The organism is Comamonas brasiliensis (genome assembly GCF_018292285.1).
GTDB classification, from domain to species: Bacteria; Pseudomonadota; Gammaproteobacteria; order Burkholderiales; family Burkholderiaceae_C; genus Comamonas; species Comamonas brasiliensis.
On the sequence record NZ_JAANES010000006.1, the window covers coordinates 159,570 to 176,652 of the forward strand.

The window sequence follows — 17,083 nt, forward strand, 5'->3', positions numbered from 1 at the left end:
TCACTCGCTCCAAGGCCTGCGTCAGCAGGCCTTTTTTTATGGCCTTCGGACAGAAAGCGCTCAAGGCGGCAGTCATTATGTCGATACATAATAAATCCATCCCCTGGTGCCAACCGCCAGTCTCTTGGACATGTGCTGCTGCCAGCAGGCACAGCCGCTTCTTTCCTCTACGCTAACCACGCTGCCCAGTCTTGCCGCAGACCACCAGTTCGCTCCGGCCGGGCAGTGCTTTTGCAAATTTACAGCCAATGCAATTCAATCAATGGCGTGTATCCACCAAGCTGTGGTGCACTTTGGGCGGGCTTCTGACCATGATGCTGGCCGTCTCGCTATGGAACCAGCACTCGTCCACCCAGGCCCTGCAGGCCGGCATGCAGACCCTGACCGACTATGACAATCGCATCAATCTCGCCCTTCAGTGGAAAGGTGCCACCGAGACCACGGGCGAGCGTGTGCTCACCAGCAATATGACCACCGACGAAGCGCTGACCCAGCGCATGGACGAGCGTGTCAGCGAAGGCGTGGCCGTCAATGGGGCGCTGCAGGCACAGGTCATCAAACTGGCTCAAAGCGATGCCGACAAGGCTGCCCTGCAGAAGATTGCAGCCGTGCGTGCCGAAGTTCTGGCGCTGAACAAGCAGGCGCGGGAGATCAAGCTGACCGGCGATATCGAAGCCATGCGCGACTTCATCCGCCTGCAGTATCTGGGCGCCATCGGCCGTTATGTCGATTCGCTGCAGGACTTTGTGAAGCTGCAGGAGCAGCAGCGCGACGCCGCCAGCCTTCAGTTGCAGCAAGACCAGCAAAAAGCGATCTGGCTGTCCTGGGCGGTGCAGGCCCTGGTGCTGACCGCCGCACTGGGCCTGGCGCTGGCACTGACCCGCTCTATCACCCAGCCTCTGAATGAAGCCGTGGAGCTGACCCAGGCCATTGCACAGGGCGACCTCACGGTGACCGCCAGCAACGACCGCCATGACGAGTTCGGCCGCCTGCTGAGCTCCGTCTCGACCATGGCTGCCCAGCTACGCAGCCTGGTGGCCGATGTACGCACCAGCGTGCACTCCATCAGCACCGCATCGGCCGAAATCGCCACCGGCAACCACGACCTGTCTGCACGCACCGAGCAGACCGCCGCCAATCTTGAGGAAACCGCGGCCAGCATGGAACAGCTGACCGCCACCGTCGCCCAGGCTTCGGACACCGCCCGCCAGGCCAACCATCTGGCAGGCAATGCTGCACAGGTCGCTCAGCGCGGCGGCCATGTGGTGCAGTCCGTGGTCAGCAGCATGGGACGCATCAGCGACAGCGCACACCGCATCTCCGACATCATCGGCGTGATCGACTCCATCGCCTTCCAGACCAATATCCTGGCCCTCAACGCGGCGGTCGAGGCCGCGCGCGCCGGCGAACAAGGCCGAGGCTTTGCCGTGGTCGCCGGCGAAGTGCGCGCCCTGGCTCACCGCAGTGCCGAGGCGGCCAAGGAGATCAAGGCGCTCATCACCACCTCCGTGGACGCCGCCCAGGAAGGCGCAGACCAGGTCTCCCAGGCGGGGCGCGTGATGGAGGAAATCGTCAGCAGCGTCGGCAAGGTCTCGGACATGATTGGCGAGATCAGTGCCTCGGCCATGGAGCAGCATGACGGCATCAGCCAGGTCAACCAGGCCGTGACCAACCTGGACCAGATGACGCAGCAGAATGCCGCCCTGGTCGAGGAATCCACGGCGGCCGCCGTCTCGCTGAGCGACCAGGCCCAGCGCCTGACCGGCATGGTGTCCGTATTCAAGGTCCAGGCCGCAGACAGAGCGCCGGCGCTGACGGTCTGAGCCGGCAGGGGCATGCCTGCCGGCTACCCCGGTTTGCCCGGGGCAGTCACGCTTGTGACTGGCCCGCTCGGCGCCGCAAGACACCATGCGGCATGCCCCATACCTCTGACGACACCTTGCTGACCGCCGGTCTGAGCAGCTTTCGCCTGGACCTGGTCGACCATATCGCCCATCTGGTGCTCAACCGCCCCGATGCCTTCAACACCCTGAACCCCAGGTTCTGGCAGGAGCTGGACCTGGTGCTGGATACGCTGCAGCGCAGCGGCCAGTCACGCGCGCTGGTGATCAGCAGCACGGGCAAGCATTTTTGCGCCGGCATGGCACTCGATACCTTTGCCGACCCTGCCTTTGCGCCCAATGACCGCACGCCCGAGGGCCGCGCCGCCATCATCGACACCCTGGCCCAGTTGCAATCCACCTTCAACAAGATCGAAGCCCTGCGCATGCCCGTGATCTGCGCCATCCAGGGCGCCTGCGTGGGTGGCGGACTGGATCTGGTGGCCACCGCATGCATACGCTATGCCAGCGCCGAGTCCTTTTTCTGCGTGCAGGAGATCAATATCGGCATGACCGCCGACCTGGGCAGCCTGCAGCGCCTGCCCAAACTGATGCCACTGGGCATCGTCAAGGAGCTGGCCTACACCGGCCGCCGCATGACTGCGCAGGAGGCCGCCAGTCACGGCCTGGTCAACGCTGTCCACGACACGCCCGAAGCCACCGTCACAGCAGCTCTCGCCTGCGCGCGCGAAATTGCAGCCAAGCCGCCCGTGGCCATCTGGGGCAGCAAGCAGGTGATCAACTATGCGCGCGATCACAGCGTGAGCGACTCGCTGCAGCAAATGGGCTGGGTGCAGAGCGGCATTTGGAGCAACCGGCATGTCATGGAGGCCGTGAGTGCCATGCAGGCCAAGCGCGCTGGCGACTTCCCTTCGCTGGAGCCGCTGCAGGCGTTTGCACCAGCACTGCCTCCAGCAAGCGATAGATCCTGATTTAATAGCTATCAGCGCTTACTAGTAAAGGGCTGCATGCCTTTTTTACTGGTACTCCTCTCTCTTCTCGATGGCCCGCTGGGCGCCATCGACAGGTAGCCGAGCCGCAACGCAGCAAATCGGCTCGAAGTGTGCGGGGCCCCGTTATCATGGATTCAGTACCACCCCAGCCTGTCTTGCCATGAGCACAAACAACGCCCCCCTGCCCACTTATGACGATGTCGTGGCCGCTGCCCAGCGCCTGCAGGGCGTAGCCCACCGCACGCCGGTGCTGACCAGCCGCACCATGGACGAACAGTTGGGCGCGCGCCTGTTCTTCAAATGCGAGAACCTGCAGCGCATAGGCGCTTTCAAATTCCGCGGCGCCTACAACGCTCTGGCGCAGTTCACGCCCGAGCAGCGCAAAGGCGGCGCACTGGCCTTTTCCTCCGGCAACCATGCCCAGGCCATTGCCCAGGCGGCCCAGCTGCTGGACATGCCGGCCCTGATCGTCATGCCCGAGGATGCACCAGCTTCCAAGATGGCGGCCACGCGCGGCTATGGCGCCCAGGTCGTCACCTACAACCGCTTCACCGAAGACCGCGAAGCCATCGCCCACAAGCTGGCGACCGAGCGCGGCATGACCTTGATCCCGCCCTACAACCACCGCGACGTGATCGCCGGCCAGGGCACGGCCGTCAAGGAGCTGCTGGAGGAAGTGCCGGACCTGGACTATCTGTTTGTCTGCCTGGGCGGCGGCGGTCTGCTCTCGGGCAGTCTGCTGGCCGCCAACGCCCTGGCTCCGCAATGCAAGGTGATCGGCGTCGAGCCCGAAGCCGGCAACGATGTGCAGCAGTCGCTGCGTGCAGGCCATATCGTCAAGATCGATACACCGCGCACCATTGCCGACGGTGCCCAAACCCAGGCAGCAGGCGATCTAACCTTTGCCATCATCCAGCAGCGCGTGAGCGAGGTGCTGACTGTCAACGACGAGCAATTGGTCCAGGCCATGCGCTTTTACGCAGAGCGCATGAAAATCGTGGTCGAGCCTACGGGCGCGCTCTCGCTGGCAGCCGCCATCCACGGCGGTCTGCCGCTCAAGGGCAAGCGCGCGGGCATCGTGATCAGTGGTGGCAATGTGGATTTAGAGCGTTTTGCCAGCCTGCTGTCCGAGTGACAGCGAAAATAGCGTCCGTTGCGGCCCGGCCCGCATCCGCCTGATCTCAATTTTGCAAGCACGAGCCCGCCACAAGCGGGCCTGCCTGCCTTCACCACAAAGACCAAGAACATGAGCACTCTGCATTTGATCGACCACCCTCTGGTCCAGCACAAACTGACGCTGATGCGCCGCAAGGAAGCCAGCACCAACAGCTTTCGCCGCATGCTGGGCGAGCTGTCCACCCTGATGGCCTATGAGCTGACGCGCGACTTCCCGCTGCAGGACATCGAGATCGAAACCCCCATGGAAAAGACCATGGGCAAGGTCATTGACGGCAAAAAACTGGCGCTGGTCTCCATCCTGCGCGCAGGCAACGGCTTCCTGGATGGCATGCTCAACGTGGTGCCCGGTGCCCGTATCGGTCACATCGGCCTGTTCCGCGACCCCGAGACCCTCAAGCCCGTCGAGTACTACTACAAGATGCCCGAGAACATGGGCGAGCGCGACGTGATCGTGGTCGACCCCATGCTGGCCACCGGCAACTCGGCCGTGGCGGCCGTGCAGCAGCTCAAGGACAAGAGCGCTCCCAAGTCCATCAAGTTCATGTGCCTGCTGGCCGCCCCCGAAGGCGTGAAGACCATGCAGGCCGCCCACCCCGACGTGGACATCTACACCGCCGCGGTGGACCGCGAGCTGGACAGCCATGGCTACATCCTGCCCGGCCTGGGTGATGCGGGCGACCGTATCTTTGGCACCAAGTAAGCACGGCTGCTTGCCAACAAAAAGCCCCAGGCGCAAAGCCTTGGGGCTTTTTCATGCCTAAAACAGCCTGCAGCGCTTATGTATCAAGCGCTGACAGCTATCAATTTCAGATCCAGTTCAGATCTGATTCAGCGCCATGTTGTTGAGCTTGTCCAGCCGAGCAGGCCAGCTGTCCTGCAGGGCCGACTGCAGCAAGATACGCGTCCAGGCGATCCAGGCATCCCACTGCACGCGCTTGTCCCAGGCATTGCCCCAGGTGCAAAAGCACTGCAGCGCGCTCTCGGCGGCACGAGCGGCATCGGCGCTGCGGCCAGCGCTCAGATAGAGCTGGGCCAGCACCATCTGCGGCTCGCCCACCCAGGGGTTGAGGGCCACGGCCTGCTCCAGCGTGGCGGTGGCAGCGTCCAGATCGACCAGCGGCTGATCGAGCTGAATCACCGACCAGTACAGCGCCACGGCCACAGCCTCGTTGCCCGCGCTCAGCAGCTGGCTGCAGTTCGCAAACACGGGCGGCAGCGGCAGCTGGGTCTTGAGCGCAGGATGCTGCAGCGCCTGGCCCAGGCCGCTGATCTGGCTGAGCATGCGGCTGCTCGGGCGCATGGGGCCGGGCCACAGCGACGCCGCCCAGTGCACGGCCTGCTGGCGACTGTGGTCCACGGCCGGGAAGCGCGAATAGATGTCTTCCTGCCAGCTGAACCACTGCTCCATGCTGTCGGCCATGCTGACGATCGCGAACACCGCTACTTCATAGGCCGTGAGCCTGATGGTCTCGCGCGGCTCGGGGCCGTTACGCTCGATCTGCAGGCTGCCATCGGCACCCAGCTCGCCGGCCAGCAGCTTTTGCACGAACTGAGTACGGCTCATGGTGCAGAACAGATAGACCAGATGCTCGGCCTGCTCCCCGACCAGGCTCTTAAGCTGCTCGCGCTCGTTGCCGGCATCGAACTTGACCAGATCGACAAAGGCATTGCCGTAGACACTGTGCAGCAGACCCAGCTGGCGCACCTCCCTGGGCTGCTGCCACAGCGCCAGAGAGCGCGCCACGCCTGCCAGATGGTGGCGAAAAGTGCCGGCCTTGTGCCAATCCTGACCCACGCCGCGCTCCAGCACCACAGGCAGCAGCGGCGCCAGATCGGCGTCACGGCTCAGCCATTCTTCGTCCAGCAAAGTCTTGGCGCGTTCGAACAGCGCCTCATCCAGTTGATTCCAGGGCTGATTCATGCGCTCACCATGCAGTTGTGTAGGCACCCTTGAAGGTCTTTTCCACAAAGGCCTTGACCTCGGGTGACTGGTAGGCCTTCACAAAGGCCTGCAAACCTTTGCTGTTTTCATGACCGGCGCGCGTGACGATGAGCACGGTCACATAAGGCGTGTTCACATCTTCCAGCGCCAGCGAGTCGCCCTGGGGGGACAGGCCGGCTGCCACGGCGTAGCTGCTGTTGACAGCCGCGGCATCCAGATCATCAAGGGCGCGGGCCAACTGGGCGGCTTCGAGCTCGACAAACTTGAGCTTTTTCGGGTTGGCCGTGATGTCCAGCACCGAGGCACGCGCACCGGCATCGGCCTTGAGTGTGATCAATCCCTGCTTGGCCAGCACCATCAGAGCACGCGAGCCATTGGTGGGATCGTTGGGAATGCCCACGCGCGCGCCGCTCTTGAGATCGGCCAGCTTCCTGATCTTTCTGGAGTACACGCCCATTTGCTGATTCACGGCCTTGGCCACGGGCACCAGCTTGTAGCCTCGGTCCTTGTTCTGGGCATCGAGGAAGGGCTGATGCTGGTAGATGTTGGCGTCAAGATCGCCGGTAGACAGCGCCGCATTGGGCTGGATGAAGTCGCCAAATTCCACCAGCCTGACCTTCAGGCCCTGCCTGGCTGCAACCTGCTTGGCCACTTCGGCAATCTGGGCGTGGGGGCCTGCCGTCACGCCGACAGTCACGGCCAGATCCTGTGCCTGGGCCAGCAATGCGGCAGCTACCAGGGCGGCAACTGCCAGGGCTTTTACGAGAGAACGCTTGTGCACCATGGGCACCTTTCAAGACAAATCCGGGAAACTCGGGTCCACCAAGCATGTGCACGCTCAGGGACAGCTGCTTGAAACTTAACGCATAAAGCAAACCTCGGCAGCCAGGCTGAGGCCCGCCCCCATCACAAAGCAGGATGGCTGGCAGCGTGGCTCGGAAAATACCAACAAAAACATCTCAATCCCTTACCCATCAAGCGATGAAAGCTATCAAAACAGGAATTTCTCAAGCACATCGCGAGCTTGACATTGAACTGCACTTCAAGCTTAAGTTGGTAGCCACAGGAGACACCCCATGCCTCGTCGCATTCTTCACGTCGTCAGCAACGTCGCCCACTACGATGACCCTGCCGAGCCCACCGGCCTGTGGCTGTCGGAGCTCAGCCATGCCTGGGAAGTCTTTGCCCGGCGGGGTTATGCGCAGCACCTGGTCAGCCCGCTGGGTGGCCGCTCGCCACTGGAGCCGCGCTCGCTGAAATGGCCGAACCGGGATGCCACGGCCAGGGCATGGCTGGCGAATGCAGCGCGCATGGCCCTGCTCTCCAATACGGCCGCTCCTGACGCCGTGGACGCGCAGGACTTTGATGCCATTTATTTCACCGGCGGCCATGCAGTGATGTGGGACTTTCCATCCTCGCAGGAGCTGCAGCGCATCACGCGCGACATCCATGAGCGCGGTGGCGTCGTTGCCTCGGTCTGTCACGGCTATTGCGGTCTGCTCGAAACCCGTCTGTCCGACGGCTCGCTGCTGGTCGCCGGACGCAGGCTGACTGGTTTTTCCTGGCTGGAAGAAAGGCTGGCCGGCGTGGCCGGCAAAGTGCCGTACAACGCCGAAGCGCTGATGCGCCAGCGCGGTGCCCGGTATGAGAAAGCCTGGCTGCCCTTTGTCTCCAAGGTCGTGACAGACGGCAGGTTGGTGACGGGGCAGAACCCGCAATCGGCCCGGGCCACTGCCCTGCAGGTGGCTCAGTTGCTGGGCTGAGCAGGCCGGCCCGCCGCCTCCTCGTCCCGCCCCAGCAAGCGCATCTGCGACAGCACACGCCGAGCATTGGCGGCGCAGTCCATGTCTTCGGGTCTGGCTTCGATATGGGCGATCAGCTCGCCCAGATCGGCGCGATTTTGCGTCAGCTGTGCCAGCATCAGATCAATGCTCTGCAGCTTGTGATGCAGTGTGGCCAGCAACTCGTCATGCTGCCACTGCTCCAGATCCTCGGGCAGCAGCTGGCGCAGCTCCTGCAAGCTGAAGCCGGCCCGCTGCGCCGTGGCAATCAGCCTGAGCGCCAGCACCGCCTCTTCGGGATAGCTGCGATAGCCGTTGGCCTGGCGCCGGGCAACGCCCAGCAGCCCGATGCGCTCGTAAAAGCGAATGCGCGATGCGGCCAAGCCTGTGCGCTGGGCGAGTTCTCCGATCTTCATGTGCGCCATTCTCGCGCAATCCGCGCTTGACCTTGAACCAGGCTTCAAGCTCACGCCTGCACCATTCCCGGTCGTCGAGGCTGGTGAAGCCTATGCGTCAAAGAGTGGAATCCCAGACCCACTCGGGTACCAATGGGCAGATCGCCTTGCGCGGCACGGTGTAAGGCGATTTCCGCCTGGGCAGCCTCGAAGGATGAAAAGGCAGAGTCTTCAATGGAATAAACAGCGTCATTGAACTGTTTACAGCAGGTCAACCTCAAGGAGATCTCCATGACCCGTCGCGCTTCCTTCGCCACCCTCACCTCGGTGTTCCTGGCAGCCTGTGCCGTGACAACTACCGCCCAGGGGCAGACGCCCGCTTCTGCCATGAATGGCGTGCTCGTGGGCCCCAATCAGATGACGCTCTATGTCTTCGACAAAGATGCCGCCGGATCCGGCAAGAGCGTATGCAACGGTGGCTGCGCCACAAACTGGCCACCTCTGATGGTGGCTCCGGGTGCGACGGCTACCGGTGACTGGAGCCTGGTTGCCCGCGACAACGGTGATCAGCAATGGGCCTACAAGGGCCGTCCTCTTTATTACTGGGCCAAGGATGTCAAGCCCGGAGACAGAACGGGAGACGGATTGCTCAACAACAGCTGGCACATCGCCAAACCCTAAGCAATCAAGCCTGGATCATCAAGAGGAAGAAACAATGAAGCTCCGAAAAATGAAGCTCGCGCTGAGCTGTGCCATGCTGGTGCCGCCAGTTTTCACGCAGGCAGCCGAGCCGGAAGTGACGGCACAGCGGGTGGTCCAGGCCCTGGAAGCAACCTTTGGCGTTCACCAGGGAGAGCGCCGCAATCACATCAAGGGGAGCTGCGCGGTGGGCGAATTCACCGCTACCGCCGAGGCCGCCAGATACTCACGCTCCACACTGTTTTCCGGCCAAGCCGTTCCGGTGATTGCGCGCTTCTCGCTGGCAGGAGGAAACCCCAGGGTGCCAGATGTTGCCCAAAGCGCGCGTGGAATGGCCCTGCAATTCAAGCTCCCTCAGGGTCAGGTACACCAGATGTCCATGTTGAACACCCCCATGTTCGGCGCCGCCCACCCCGCAACATTTCTGGACTTGACTGAAGCTCAGCGCCCCGATCCAGCCACCGGCAAGCCGGACCCGGAAAAGCTCAAAGCATTCAAAGCCACCCATCCTGACAACCTGGCTCAGGCGCAATACCTGGCCAGCCACAACCCTCCCGACAGCTACACCCGTAGCGCATTCTTTGGCATTCACACCTTCAAGTTCATCAATGCACAGGACAAGGTGACTCTGGTGCGCTGGCGCTTCGTACCGCAGGAGGGAGAGAAGCCGCTAAGCAATGAGGCGCTGAAGACGGCTGGGTCGGACTTTCTGGAAACCGCATTGATCCGCAGCACATCAGAAAAACCGGCTCGCTGGGACATGCTGGTGACGGTCGGACAGCCAGGTGATGCGCAGGATGACCCCACGCAGTCATGGCCCGCGCAGCGACCTGAATTCAAGGCTGGCACCTTGACGATCACCAGCGCTTCGACTCAGAAAGGAGGCTTGTGCGAGCCGATCAACTTTGATCCGATGGTGATGGCCGACGGCATTGCGCCCACCAATGATCCGGTGCTCCGCTTTCGCTCCCAGGCCTATGCGGTGTCATTTGGCAAGCGCTTGAGTGGTCAATGAACTCCGAGGATCAAGCTCAGTACATTCCTCCTTAGGCTCCAGCATGGCCAGGTCCAAGCAAGCGCGAGCCTGGAAAGCAAGCTACCAGCCGATCTTCGTAGGCCGATGATCGGCCAGAAGCCGTCCTTACAGGCCTCCCTGTCGACGACGGCTCTAAGGTGAGTTCTGTCATTCACGAACTGCCATCAAACATGGATGCCTTGACTTACGGCATCTTGGCGCGCTTGGTCGTAGAGCACACGAGGCGCGTTTCCGTGGAGCCTATCAAGGCGCTTCGGACGCTTTAATCATCGGCTTGTGCACCGTGCAAATGGCCCTGATTCAACCTCGCACGCAGCTGCCCTGGCTCGCCTCAAGAATGCTATGGACAAGGCGAAGCAATCAAATTTCTTGGAGCAAGACTAATCCCGAATTAGGCACATCGGAGGCAACTCCTCAGGCATTCCCTCTCAGAGACCCTCGTATCTCTTGCAACAGCCGAAGTCCCCTTCCTTCGGCTGGAAATCCTGCATTTTATGCGTCCCACCTTAACTCCGACTATCATTGTCGTAGTTATGTGTTCGACCGGCAGCTTCTGATTTGCCGAACCAAGGCGGTCTCCTGCACGCCAACTGTCGACACTTCTACCTGACCTTGGTGAGCCTTCGGGCTCACCAGGCATGCCGTGGTTCGTGGGATGAAGGTAAATCGTGAATACTCAACGCATCGTGATTGTTGGTGCTGGCTTTGCTGACATGTGGAGCGCCCTTGCTGCGGCGCGCGTCTTGGATATGCAAAAGCGTTCTGACATCGAAGTAGTGCTTGTTGCCCCACTGCCTGAGCTACATGTTCGACCTCGCTTGTACGAGGAAGCCCCAAACAGCATGCGCGTCAAACTGACCGAGCTGCTTGATGCAGTTGGCGTGAAATTCATGGAAGGCAGTGTCGAAAAAATTGACGTGCAGCAACAGCTCGTGCTCGTCAATGCGCAGGGACAAGGTGTTCAGGTTTCCTACGACCGACTTGTGCTTGCCGCCGGGAGCAAGCTTTTCGCCCCGATATCCCTGGGCTCACCGAGCACGCCTTCAACGTAGACCAAGTGGAGGACGCGGCCACTCTTGAAGCGCACATTCAAGGGCTTCATGCGCAGCCCGACACTGAGGCCAGACGCACTCTTGTCGTTGTCGGCGGTGGATTTACCGGAATTGAGACTGCCGCGGAAATGCCTGCCCGGTTGCGCGCAGCCTTGGGTGAAAGCGCAGATGTAAATGTCGTCATTGTCGAACGTAACAATGACATCGGTCCGGACCTCGGTCCAGGCCCGCGACCAGTAATTGAACAGGCGCTCGCCGAGCTTGGCGTCACTGTGGTTCTGGGTGCAGGGGTGACGGCCATCGATAAACATGGGTTGGTCACATCAGCGGGCCAGCGCATCGATGCGAGCACGGTCGTGTGGACGGCAGGTGCTCGCGCGAATGAACTCACCTCCCAAATCCCCGGAGAGCGGGACGCATACGGCCGATTGCACGTCGACAAGAATCTGCGCGTGAAGGCGGCACCCTCCGTCTATGCAACGGGAGATGTTGCCTATGCCGCGACCGACGAGCACGGCCACGTTGCGATGATGTCTTGCCAGCACGCAATGAATCTCGGCCGCTCCGCCGGACACAATGTTGCAGCCGACCTGCTTGGGCTCGCGTCGATTCCTTATAGCCAGCCGAAGTATGTGACTTGCCTCGACCTTGGCCCTTGGGGCGCGGTCTATACCGAAGGGTGGGAACGTTCGGTCAAGCTGATTGGAGCGGAAGCCAAGGCACTCAAAAAGAAAATCAACACCGAATGGATTTACCCGCCTTCGGCGAATCGCGCCGAAGCGCTGCAATCGGCTGACCCCTTACGAATAGTCGTCGCCTAATCCAAGCAATTGCTAACAGGGGCTCCGTGCCCCTTCTGCAAGAGAGCCGGGTCTTGGTGCCCGGCCAAAATCCGACCTAGGAAGCCGAGCGCCGGGCTGCCGAGCGCGCACCAAACCACTCGATGACCTTGGCTTCGTGGCTCTTCGGCGCTTTAGACCTGGTCCGGCTGGCAAGGTCCGCAAGCGTGTGCCGGTTGAGTTCGTCACGCATGGCCTTCTCTGCCCCTACCATCACGGCATGAATGGAACAGGTACCACGTGTGGCCCAGGCGGGTGGCACCTCGCCGAAGACAGCACAACGCTCTCGTACTTCCTTGCAATCGAAAACTGGCTTGACACCATCAATGGCCTCAACGACGTCTTTCACCGTAATTTCTTCGGCTGGAAGCGCCAGGGAGAAACCGCCGCGAACACCCTCTGCCGCACGTACGAGTCCGGCATGCCCGAGCTTGGTAAAGAGCTTGGCGACGTACTCCACAGATACGCCCTGCATATCTGCAAGGTCACGCGTGCTGGCCTCCGCAACGCCATGCTCGGCGGAGTGGACCAGGTACAGCATGCAATGCAAACCGTATTCGACACCTGCGCTCAAAAAACTCATCGCATAACTCCGACTAATACGTGCTTAGTTTAGTCGCAAGGGTTACTGCCATGCTACAGAGGGGACTCATCCGGGCACAACAGGTCAATTTCCAGGCACTCTATCTCTGCCACTGGTTGGCGTTCCGATAACGAGTGGAAAGCAAAATGAATGGGTTGGATAAACGAGAGGGTTGTAACAGGCAGCAGACTGAAAGCAGTCAGGGCACGGAGACATTGCTCTGCATCTTGAAGTGGCCCCTGGAATCTCAGGAATTCCGAGTTACCTCTTTTGTAAGCGTTGAGTGGAATCTGTTGTCCCGAGCGGCCCTTGAATCTCGACAGCTTTTAGTTAATTGAGTGCAGCTATCCGCAGAGTCGGCGCAGACATGGTTCAAAGATCTCGGCGAATGAGTGCCCCTTTGAACAGCACTGGGCCAGTCGGACCCGTTGAGCTGGGTACGCCGCCTTTGGGCTCCAGACTGATAGCCAGGGCAGGGATCGCTTTCACATCGGTCTCTTGCGCCGTGAGCTGTTCAAGCTTGCCGTCACCCATGACCCCCAGGGAACGTGGCGCGCCCTGATGAGGTAAAGCCCACAATTGCAGAGACTTGTTTTCTGCCTCCTTGAAGCCGCTCACGCGCTGCAGCACCAGTTGTTGGTGCTGGGGATCGAAGGTCACCAGCATGGACGCATCGGCTTTGCCGTCGGCCAGTACCGCCACATATTGAATTTGGGGTGCCGCCTGCAAATCAGCCTGCGCCATCTGGAGCTGGGTCTGCAGCGCAGACAATTTCTGCTGCGTGGTTTCTCTCAGCCCTTGATGCGACCAAAGCCCCACCGAGGTTGCCGCCACCGTAGCCAAGCCGCCTGCCAGTGCGAGTCCGCGCCACCATGCCAGTGCTCCTGCAGGCGACTTCGATGTGGCTGCTTCACGCTGCCGAGCCAGCCTAGCGCTGGACCCCTCTGCTTGTAGCAGGTTGGCGATGCGTGTCCAGACTACCGGGTCGGGCTGCACCGGAGCCTGCACCTCGGAAAAGGCTGACCAGCGACCTTGCCAGAGCAAGGCCGCTGCACGAACCTGAGGATACTCACGAGCCATTTGCTCAAAACGCCGGCGCGCTCCGCCGTGCAAGGTGCCCAGAGAATAGGAGGCTGCCAAGCGATCGAGCAATTCAGGGTTTCGGGTCAGATTCATGATGTGGACTCCTGGCACTCAGACATGGCGTGCCATGCATTTGCGCAGTTGCTCCAGGCTGCGGCGTACCCATGTTTTGACGGTCCCCAGTGGCAGCTTCAGGCTGCTGGCCAGCTCGGTATGGCTTATATCCCTCAGATAGGCCAAGCTCACTACTTGGCGCTGGGGCGGCTCCAGCCGTTGCAGACACTGATGAAGCGCTGCTGCTTGTTCGCTAGCCTCCACCAACTGCATGGGCCCTTGCGTGTCCTTGTCCTGTGCCAGCGCGTCGACATCCTCAATGGGAGTATTGAGATGCAGACGCTCTGCTTTACGTCTGCGCAAAAAGTCCAGGGCTCGGCTGCGCACTAGCATGCCCATCCAGGCCATGGGCGGACTGAGCGAGTCCCGGTAAGTCCCAGCACTGCGCCAAATACCCAGAAAGCTCTCTTGCAACACATCCTCGGCCCACTCCTTATTGCCGAGGATGCGCAAAGCCAGACCATACAGCCGAGAGGCAGTCTGATCGTACAGAAGCTTGAGAGCAACCTCATCCCGAGTTGCTACGCGATCGAGTAAGTCCATCAGTTCGTGGTCCGGTGTATTGGCGCTCATGCAGCCATTGTGATCAGAAGCACCTCCTTCATGCCGCGCTGTTGGATAACTGCCAAGGCATGATGCCGACCTTGGGTATATCCCTATACGCAGCAACTGAGCTTCTGGATGTGGGCAATGCACGAATCGTGCCCAAAAAATATTCTCAGAATCTTGAGTGCATCTCGTCAAAGGACGTGTACTTCAAGCGTCGGGCATCGCAGCGCCGCGAATTGCGGAGCGTGACCTGACGAACTACCCGAATACCTCGCAGACGGGGCACCGACTTCTCCCGCTGAAATAAAGTCAGAGGCAGCCTTGCTTTGTGCCCGTGCATCCGTCTCATCGCTTGCAAAAATTGAATAGCAAAATTCAATGAATCCAGACAGGAAGTGGCTGCGTATTCCTTACAGCCGGCATTTTTCGGCTTGTACATCAAGGAGCATCCATGTTCTCGATTCAATCTGCACGCAAGTTGGCTTCGTTCGGTCTGGCCATCTCGATGACTGCGGCCTCCGTCGCAGCGATGGCTGATGTGATGGTTGGTGGTGCGCCCATGCTGCCTACCAAGGACATCATCGACAACGCGGTCAACTCCAAGGATCACACCACGTTGGTTGCAGCGGTCAAAGCTGCTGGCCTCGTCGACACGCTCAAGGGACCTGGTCCATTTACGGTCTTTGCGCCTACCAATGCGGCGTTTGATGCGCTTCCAGCTGGCACCGTAGACACGCTGCTTAAGCCTGAAAACAAAGGGATGCTGACGACCATCCTCACCTACCACGTCGTACCGGGCAAATGGGATGCAGCAGCACTGAGCAAGATGATCAAGGACGGAAACGGCAAGGCCATGATCAAAACCGTCAGTGGCGGCACTCTTACGGCCAAGTCCAGTGGACAGAAAATTATGCTGATGGATGAAAAAGGTGGCATGGCCACTGTGACCATTCCTGACGTATACCAATCCAACGGCGTGATTCATGTAGTAGACAAGGTGCTACTGCCCAAGTAACGGAAGGGTTGTCACGAGGGTATTGTCTCGATCCCTGGCCGCAAATTTGAGTGGCCAAAATGCAGTATCAGGACAACAAAATAGGATTGGCTGCTCAATTTCCCCAAGTCCAATAGGTGTGAATTCAAGCAACCAATCGGAGAGTCTTGATTGAGACGAGGCGCGAAGCCGAATCAAGTGCGAAAAGGCTTCGCGCCAACGTATCAGTGGTCGTACTGCCAGGCGGTCCTTGTGAGTCAGAACAGTTGCCCCGCACTGGGCATTGGGTCGATCACAGGCCCTCGCCAATGACCGCTAACCGGCATGCAAACTTACGGCCAGACCTCGTCCAGATTGCCCTGCGTCGAGTGACCGCTCCCGCCGAGAGCAGGCGCTGGCTAGCGATCATGCAAGCGATCGGTTGAATCCGTCGTCGTGAGCAGCCCTCGGAGGCTGGCTGATACAGGCCAGAAGCTGGCGGTAGCTGCAACTAAAAGCGGGTTCCCAATGGAAAAGGCAAGCGGCTGGTCATAGGCCAGACCACTTGTGTGACGGGTTGAAGTGGCCAGTGCCACCGCTACACCAAACGCACACAGATGATCGCTGCCGCCAACTTCAGCAGCGTTTCGTGGAAACCGGACTGAACATCGGCTCGCCAACATCGAACGTTGCGGCAAGAGGGGGTTTGCTGCCTGGAACGCTGCGCATGCACCTCTGCTGTGACTTTCATGTCACCCAGCACAAGCGTCACAAAAAGTACTTATGTGTTGCTTAGAGTTCGCCCAGCGGTTGCAAGAAGCCACCGTCAATCCCTCTGATAAGTTCCGTTCGTATCTCGCCAATGAAAAATCAAAAAACGCGCTCGCGCAATCTGGCAATCGTGATTGGTGCATTCGTCGCCTCTTCTTCCAGCGTTGCCTTGGCACAATCCTCCATCACCATATTTGGCATAGTGGACGTCGGCATCACCAGTGCCAAGACAGGCAGCAACAGGCTCAATGCCTTGAACTCCAGCCAAGGCAAGACCAGCCTGATTGGCTTTCGCGGCACCGAAAACCTCGGCGGCGGCAACCATGCTCAGTTCTGGCTCGAAGGTGGCCTCAACCCTGACGCCGGCAGTGGCGGCAGCAGCGGCTCTCTGGGCTTCGAGCGCCGCTCCACCATCGGGCTGATCAACAATTCCTGGGGTGAAATCCGTCTGGGGCGCGACTACACCCCAAGCTACAACATCTTCACCGCCTTCGGGGGCCCCGACACGACCACCGGCGTGCAGGCCAACCTGTTCCAGACGATCCGCCAGACGGCCTATAACGCAGCCAGCCAAAGCGGCACGGTGGATCGCACGCGCATCAGCAACTCCGTGGGCTACTTCCTGCCACGCGACCTGGGTGGTGTCTACGGCCAGTTCTCGGTTTCCTTTGGTGATGAGAACGCCTCGAACTCTGGAGCAAGCAAGGCCCGCAGATACATTGGCGGCAACTTGGGCTATCGCTCGGGTCCTCTGAACGTGGGTATCGGCTACGGCAAGATCGACGGCACTGCAGCCGTGACTTCGCCCAGCGCCATCGCCGCAACCAGCGATCTGGAAGACCTGGTGCTGGGCGCTTCATACAACTTCGGCAGTTTCGTGCTCAATGGCGGATACAACAGCCTGAAGTGGAAGCCGGTCAGCGGCGCAACCTCCGGAAAGGTGGACGGCGTCTACCTGGGTGCCACCATCCCCGTGGGGCCGGGCAGCTTCCGCGTCAAGTACGCCAGTGCCAAGTTCAGCGGTAACGCCACAGCACTCACGCGCAGCGGCGGCAAGACCGACAAGTATTCGATCGGATACGTCTACGACTTCTCCAAGCGCACCTCCATGTACGCAGGGATTGCGCGTGTCAACAACAAGAATGGCGCCAGCATTGGCCTGATCGGCGGCCCTGCAGGTGTAGCCAACACCGGGTCGACTGGCGTGGATATCGGCATCAGCCACTCATTCTGAGCGGCACGACGCCTCTTTGC

15 protein-coding genes and 1 pseudogene are annotated in these 17,083 nt (G+C 60.4%); 10 read left to right on the forward strand and 6 right to left on the reverse strand.

The window, feature by feature from the left end; all coding sequences use genetic code 11:
- The first annotated feature begins 248 nt into the window (after window positions 1-248).
- From DJFAAGMI_RS21635 to upp, 4 genes are all read left to right on the forward strand, one after another.
- Window positions 249-1,823 (forward strand): methyl-accepting chemotaxis protein, encoded by a 1,575-nt coding sequence (locus tag DJFAAGMI_RS21635; protein WP_211459040.1) that lies wholly within the window; start codon window positions 249-251, stop codon window positions 1,821-1,823.
- A gap of 92 nt (window positions 1,824-1,915) precedes the next feature.
- On the forward strand, window positions 1,916-2,812 hold the full coding sequence (locus DJFAAGMI_RS21640) for an enoyl-CoA hydratase-related protein (RefSeq protein WP_211459042.1): 897 nt from the start codon (window positions 1,916-1,918) through the stop codon (window positions 2,810-2,812).
- A gap of 181 nt (window positions 2,813-2,993) precedes the next feature.
- Window positions 2,994-3,968, forward strand: a complete 975-nt coding sequence (locus tag DJFAAGMI_RS21645; protein WP_211459044.1) for a threo-3-hydroxy-L-aspartate ammonia-lyase — start codon at window positions 2,994-2,996, stop codon at window positions 3,966-3,968.
- Window positions 3,969-4,079: 111 nt separating this feature from the next.
- Window positions 4,080-4,712: a uracil phosphoribosyltransferase gene (upp, locus tag DJFAAGMI_RS21650; protein WP_043005336.1), complete on the forward strand. Its 633-nt coding sequence runs from the start codon at window positions 4,080-4,082 to the stop codon at window positions 4,710-4,712.
- Between the two features lie 117 nt (window positions 4,713-4,829).
- Here the strand turns inward: upp and DJFAAGMI_RS21655 are convergent, their stop codons facing one another.
- On the reverse strand, window positions 4,830-5,933 hold the full coding sequence (locus DJFAAGMI_RS21655; RefSeq protein WP_211459046.1) for a DUF6817 domain-containing protein: 1,104 nt from the start codon (window positions 5,931-5,933) through the stop codon (window positions 4,830-4,832).
- Between the two features lie 4 nt (window positions 5,934-5,937).
- Window positions 5,938-6,738, reverse strand: a complete 801-nt coding sequence (locus DJFAAGMI_RS21660; RefSeq protein WP_211459048.1) for a MetQ/NlpA family ABC transporter substrate-binding protein — start codon at window positions 6,736-6,738, stop codon at window positions 5,938-5,940.
- Window positions 6,739-7,030: 292 nt separating this feature from the next.
- Here DJFAAGMI_RS21660 and DJFAAGMI_RS21665 point away from each other — a divergent pair, with 292 nt between their 5' ends.
- Window positions 7,031-7,717 carry a type 1 glutamine amidotransferase domain-containing protein gene (locus tag DJFAAGMI_RS21665; protein ID WP_211459050.1) on the forward strand — a complete coding sequence of 229 codons (687 nt, stop codon included), beginning with the start codon at window positions 7,031-7,033 and terminating at the stop codon, window positions 7,715-7,717.
- Here the strand turns inward: DJFAAGMI_RS21665 and DJFAAGMI_RS21670 are convergent.
- Window positions 7,702-8,151 (reverse strand): MerR family transcriptional regulator, encoded by a 450-nt coding sequence (locus DJFAAGMI_RS21670; RefSeq protein WP_211459052.1) that lies wholly within the window; start codon window positions 8,149-8,151, stop codon window positions 7,702-7,704. The genes DJFAAGMI_RS21665 and DJFAAGMI_RS21670 overlap by 16 nt on opposite strands.
- Window positions 8,152-8,421: 270 nt before the next feature.
- Between DJFAAGMI_RS21670 and DJFAAGMI_RS21675 the strand changes: the two genes are divergently transcribed.
- The 3 genes and pseudogenes from DJFAAGMI_RS21675 (at window position 8,422) to DJFAAGMI_RS21685 (ending at window position 11,738) form a co-directional block, all read left to right on the forward strand.
- The gene (locus tag DJFAAGMI_RS21675) at window positions 8,422-8,811 is read left to right on the forward strand and encodes a COG4315 family predicted lipoprotein (protein ID WP_211459054.1); all 390 of its coding nucleotides are present in this window, start codon (window positions 8,422-8,424) and stop codon (window positions 8,809-8,811) included.
- A gap of 49 nt (window positions 8,812-8,860) precedes the next feature.
- The gene (locus DJFAAGMI_RS21680) at window positions 8,861-9,844 is read left to right on the forward strand and encodes a catalase family peroxidase (RefSeq protein ID WP_211459056.1); all 984 of its coding nucleotides are present in this window, start codon (window positions 8,861-8,863) and stop codon (window positions 9,842-9,844) included.
- Window positions 9,845-10,578: 734 nt separating this feature from the next.
- Window positions 10,579-11,738 (forward strand): annotated as a pseudogene (locus tag DJFAAGMI_RS21685) (NAD(P)/FAD-dependent oxidoreductase).
- Between the two features lie 76 nt (window positions 11,739-11,814).
- Here the strand turns inward: DJFAAGMI_RS21685 and DJFAAGMI_RS21690 are convergent.
- The 3 genes from DJFAAGMI_RS21690 to DJFAAGMI_RS21700 form a co-directional block, all read right to left on the reverse strand.
- A complete protein-coding gene (locus DJFAAGMI_RS21690; RefSeq protein ID WP_211459058.1) occupies window positions 11,815-12,339 on the reverse strand; it encodes an RrF2 family transcriptional regulator in 525 nt (174 codons plus the stop codon).
- Window positions 12,340-12,711: 372 nt separating this feature from the next.
- A complete protein-coding gene (locus tag DJFAAGMI_RS21695) occupies window positions 12,712-13,515 on the reverse strand; it encodes an anti-sigma factor (RefSeq protein WP_211459060.1) in 804 nt (267 codons plus the stop codon).
- 18 nt (window positions 13,516-13,533) lie between these two features.
- Complete coding sequence (locus DJFAAGMI_RS21700; RefSeq protein WP_211459066.1) at window positions 13,534-14,109, reverse strand: RNA polymerase sigma factor; 576 nt, start codon at window positions 14,107-14,109, stop codon at window positions 13,534-13,536.
- A gap of 427 nt (window positions 14,110-14,536) precedes the next feature.
- Between DJFAAGMI_RS21700 and DJFAAGMI_RS21705 the strand changes: the two genes are divergently transcribed.
- Both DJFAAGMI_RS21705 and DJFAAGMI_RS21710 read left to right on the forward strand, forming a co-directional pair.
- Entirely contained in the window at window positions 14,537-15,100 is a 564-nt protein-coding gene (locus tag DJFAAGMI_RS21705; protein ID WP_211459068.1) for a fasciclin domain-containing protein, read from the forward strand.
- 820 nt (window positions 15,101-15,920) lie between these two features.
- On the forward strand, window positions 15,921-17,063 hold the full coding sequence (locus tag DJFAAGMI_RS21710) for a porin (protein WP_249334674.1): 1,143 nt from the start codon (window positions 15,921-15,923) through the stop codon (window positions 17,061-17,063).
- Window positions 17,064-17,083 lie beyond the last annotated feature (20 nt).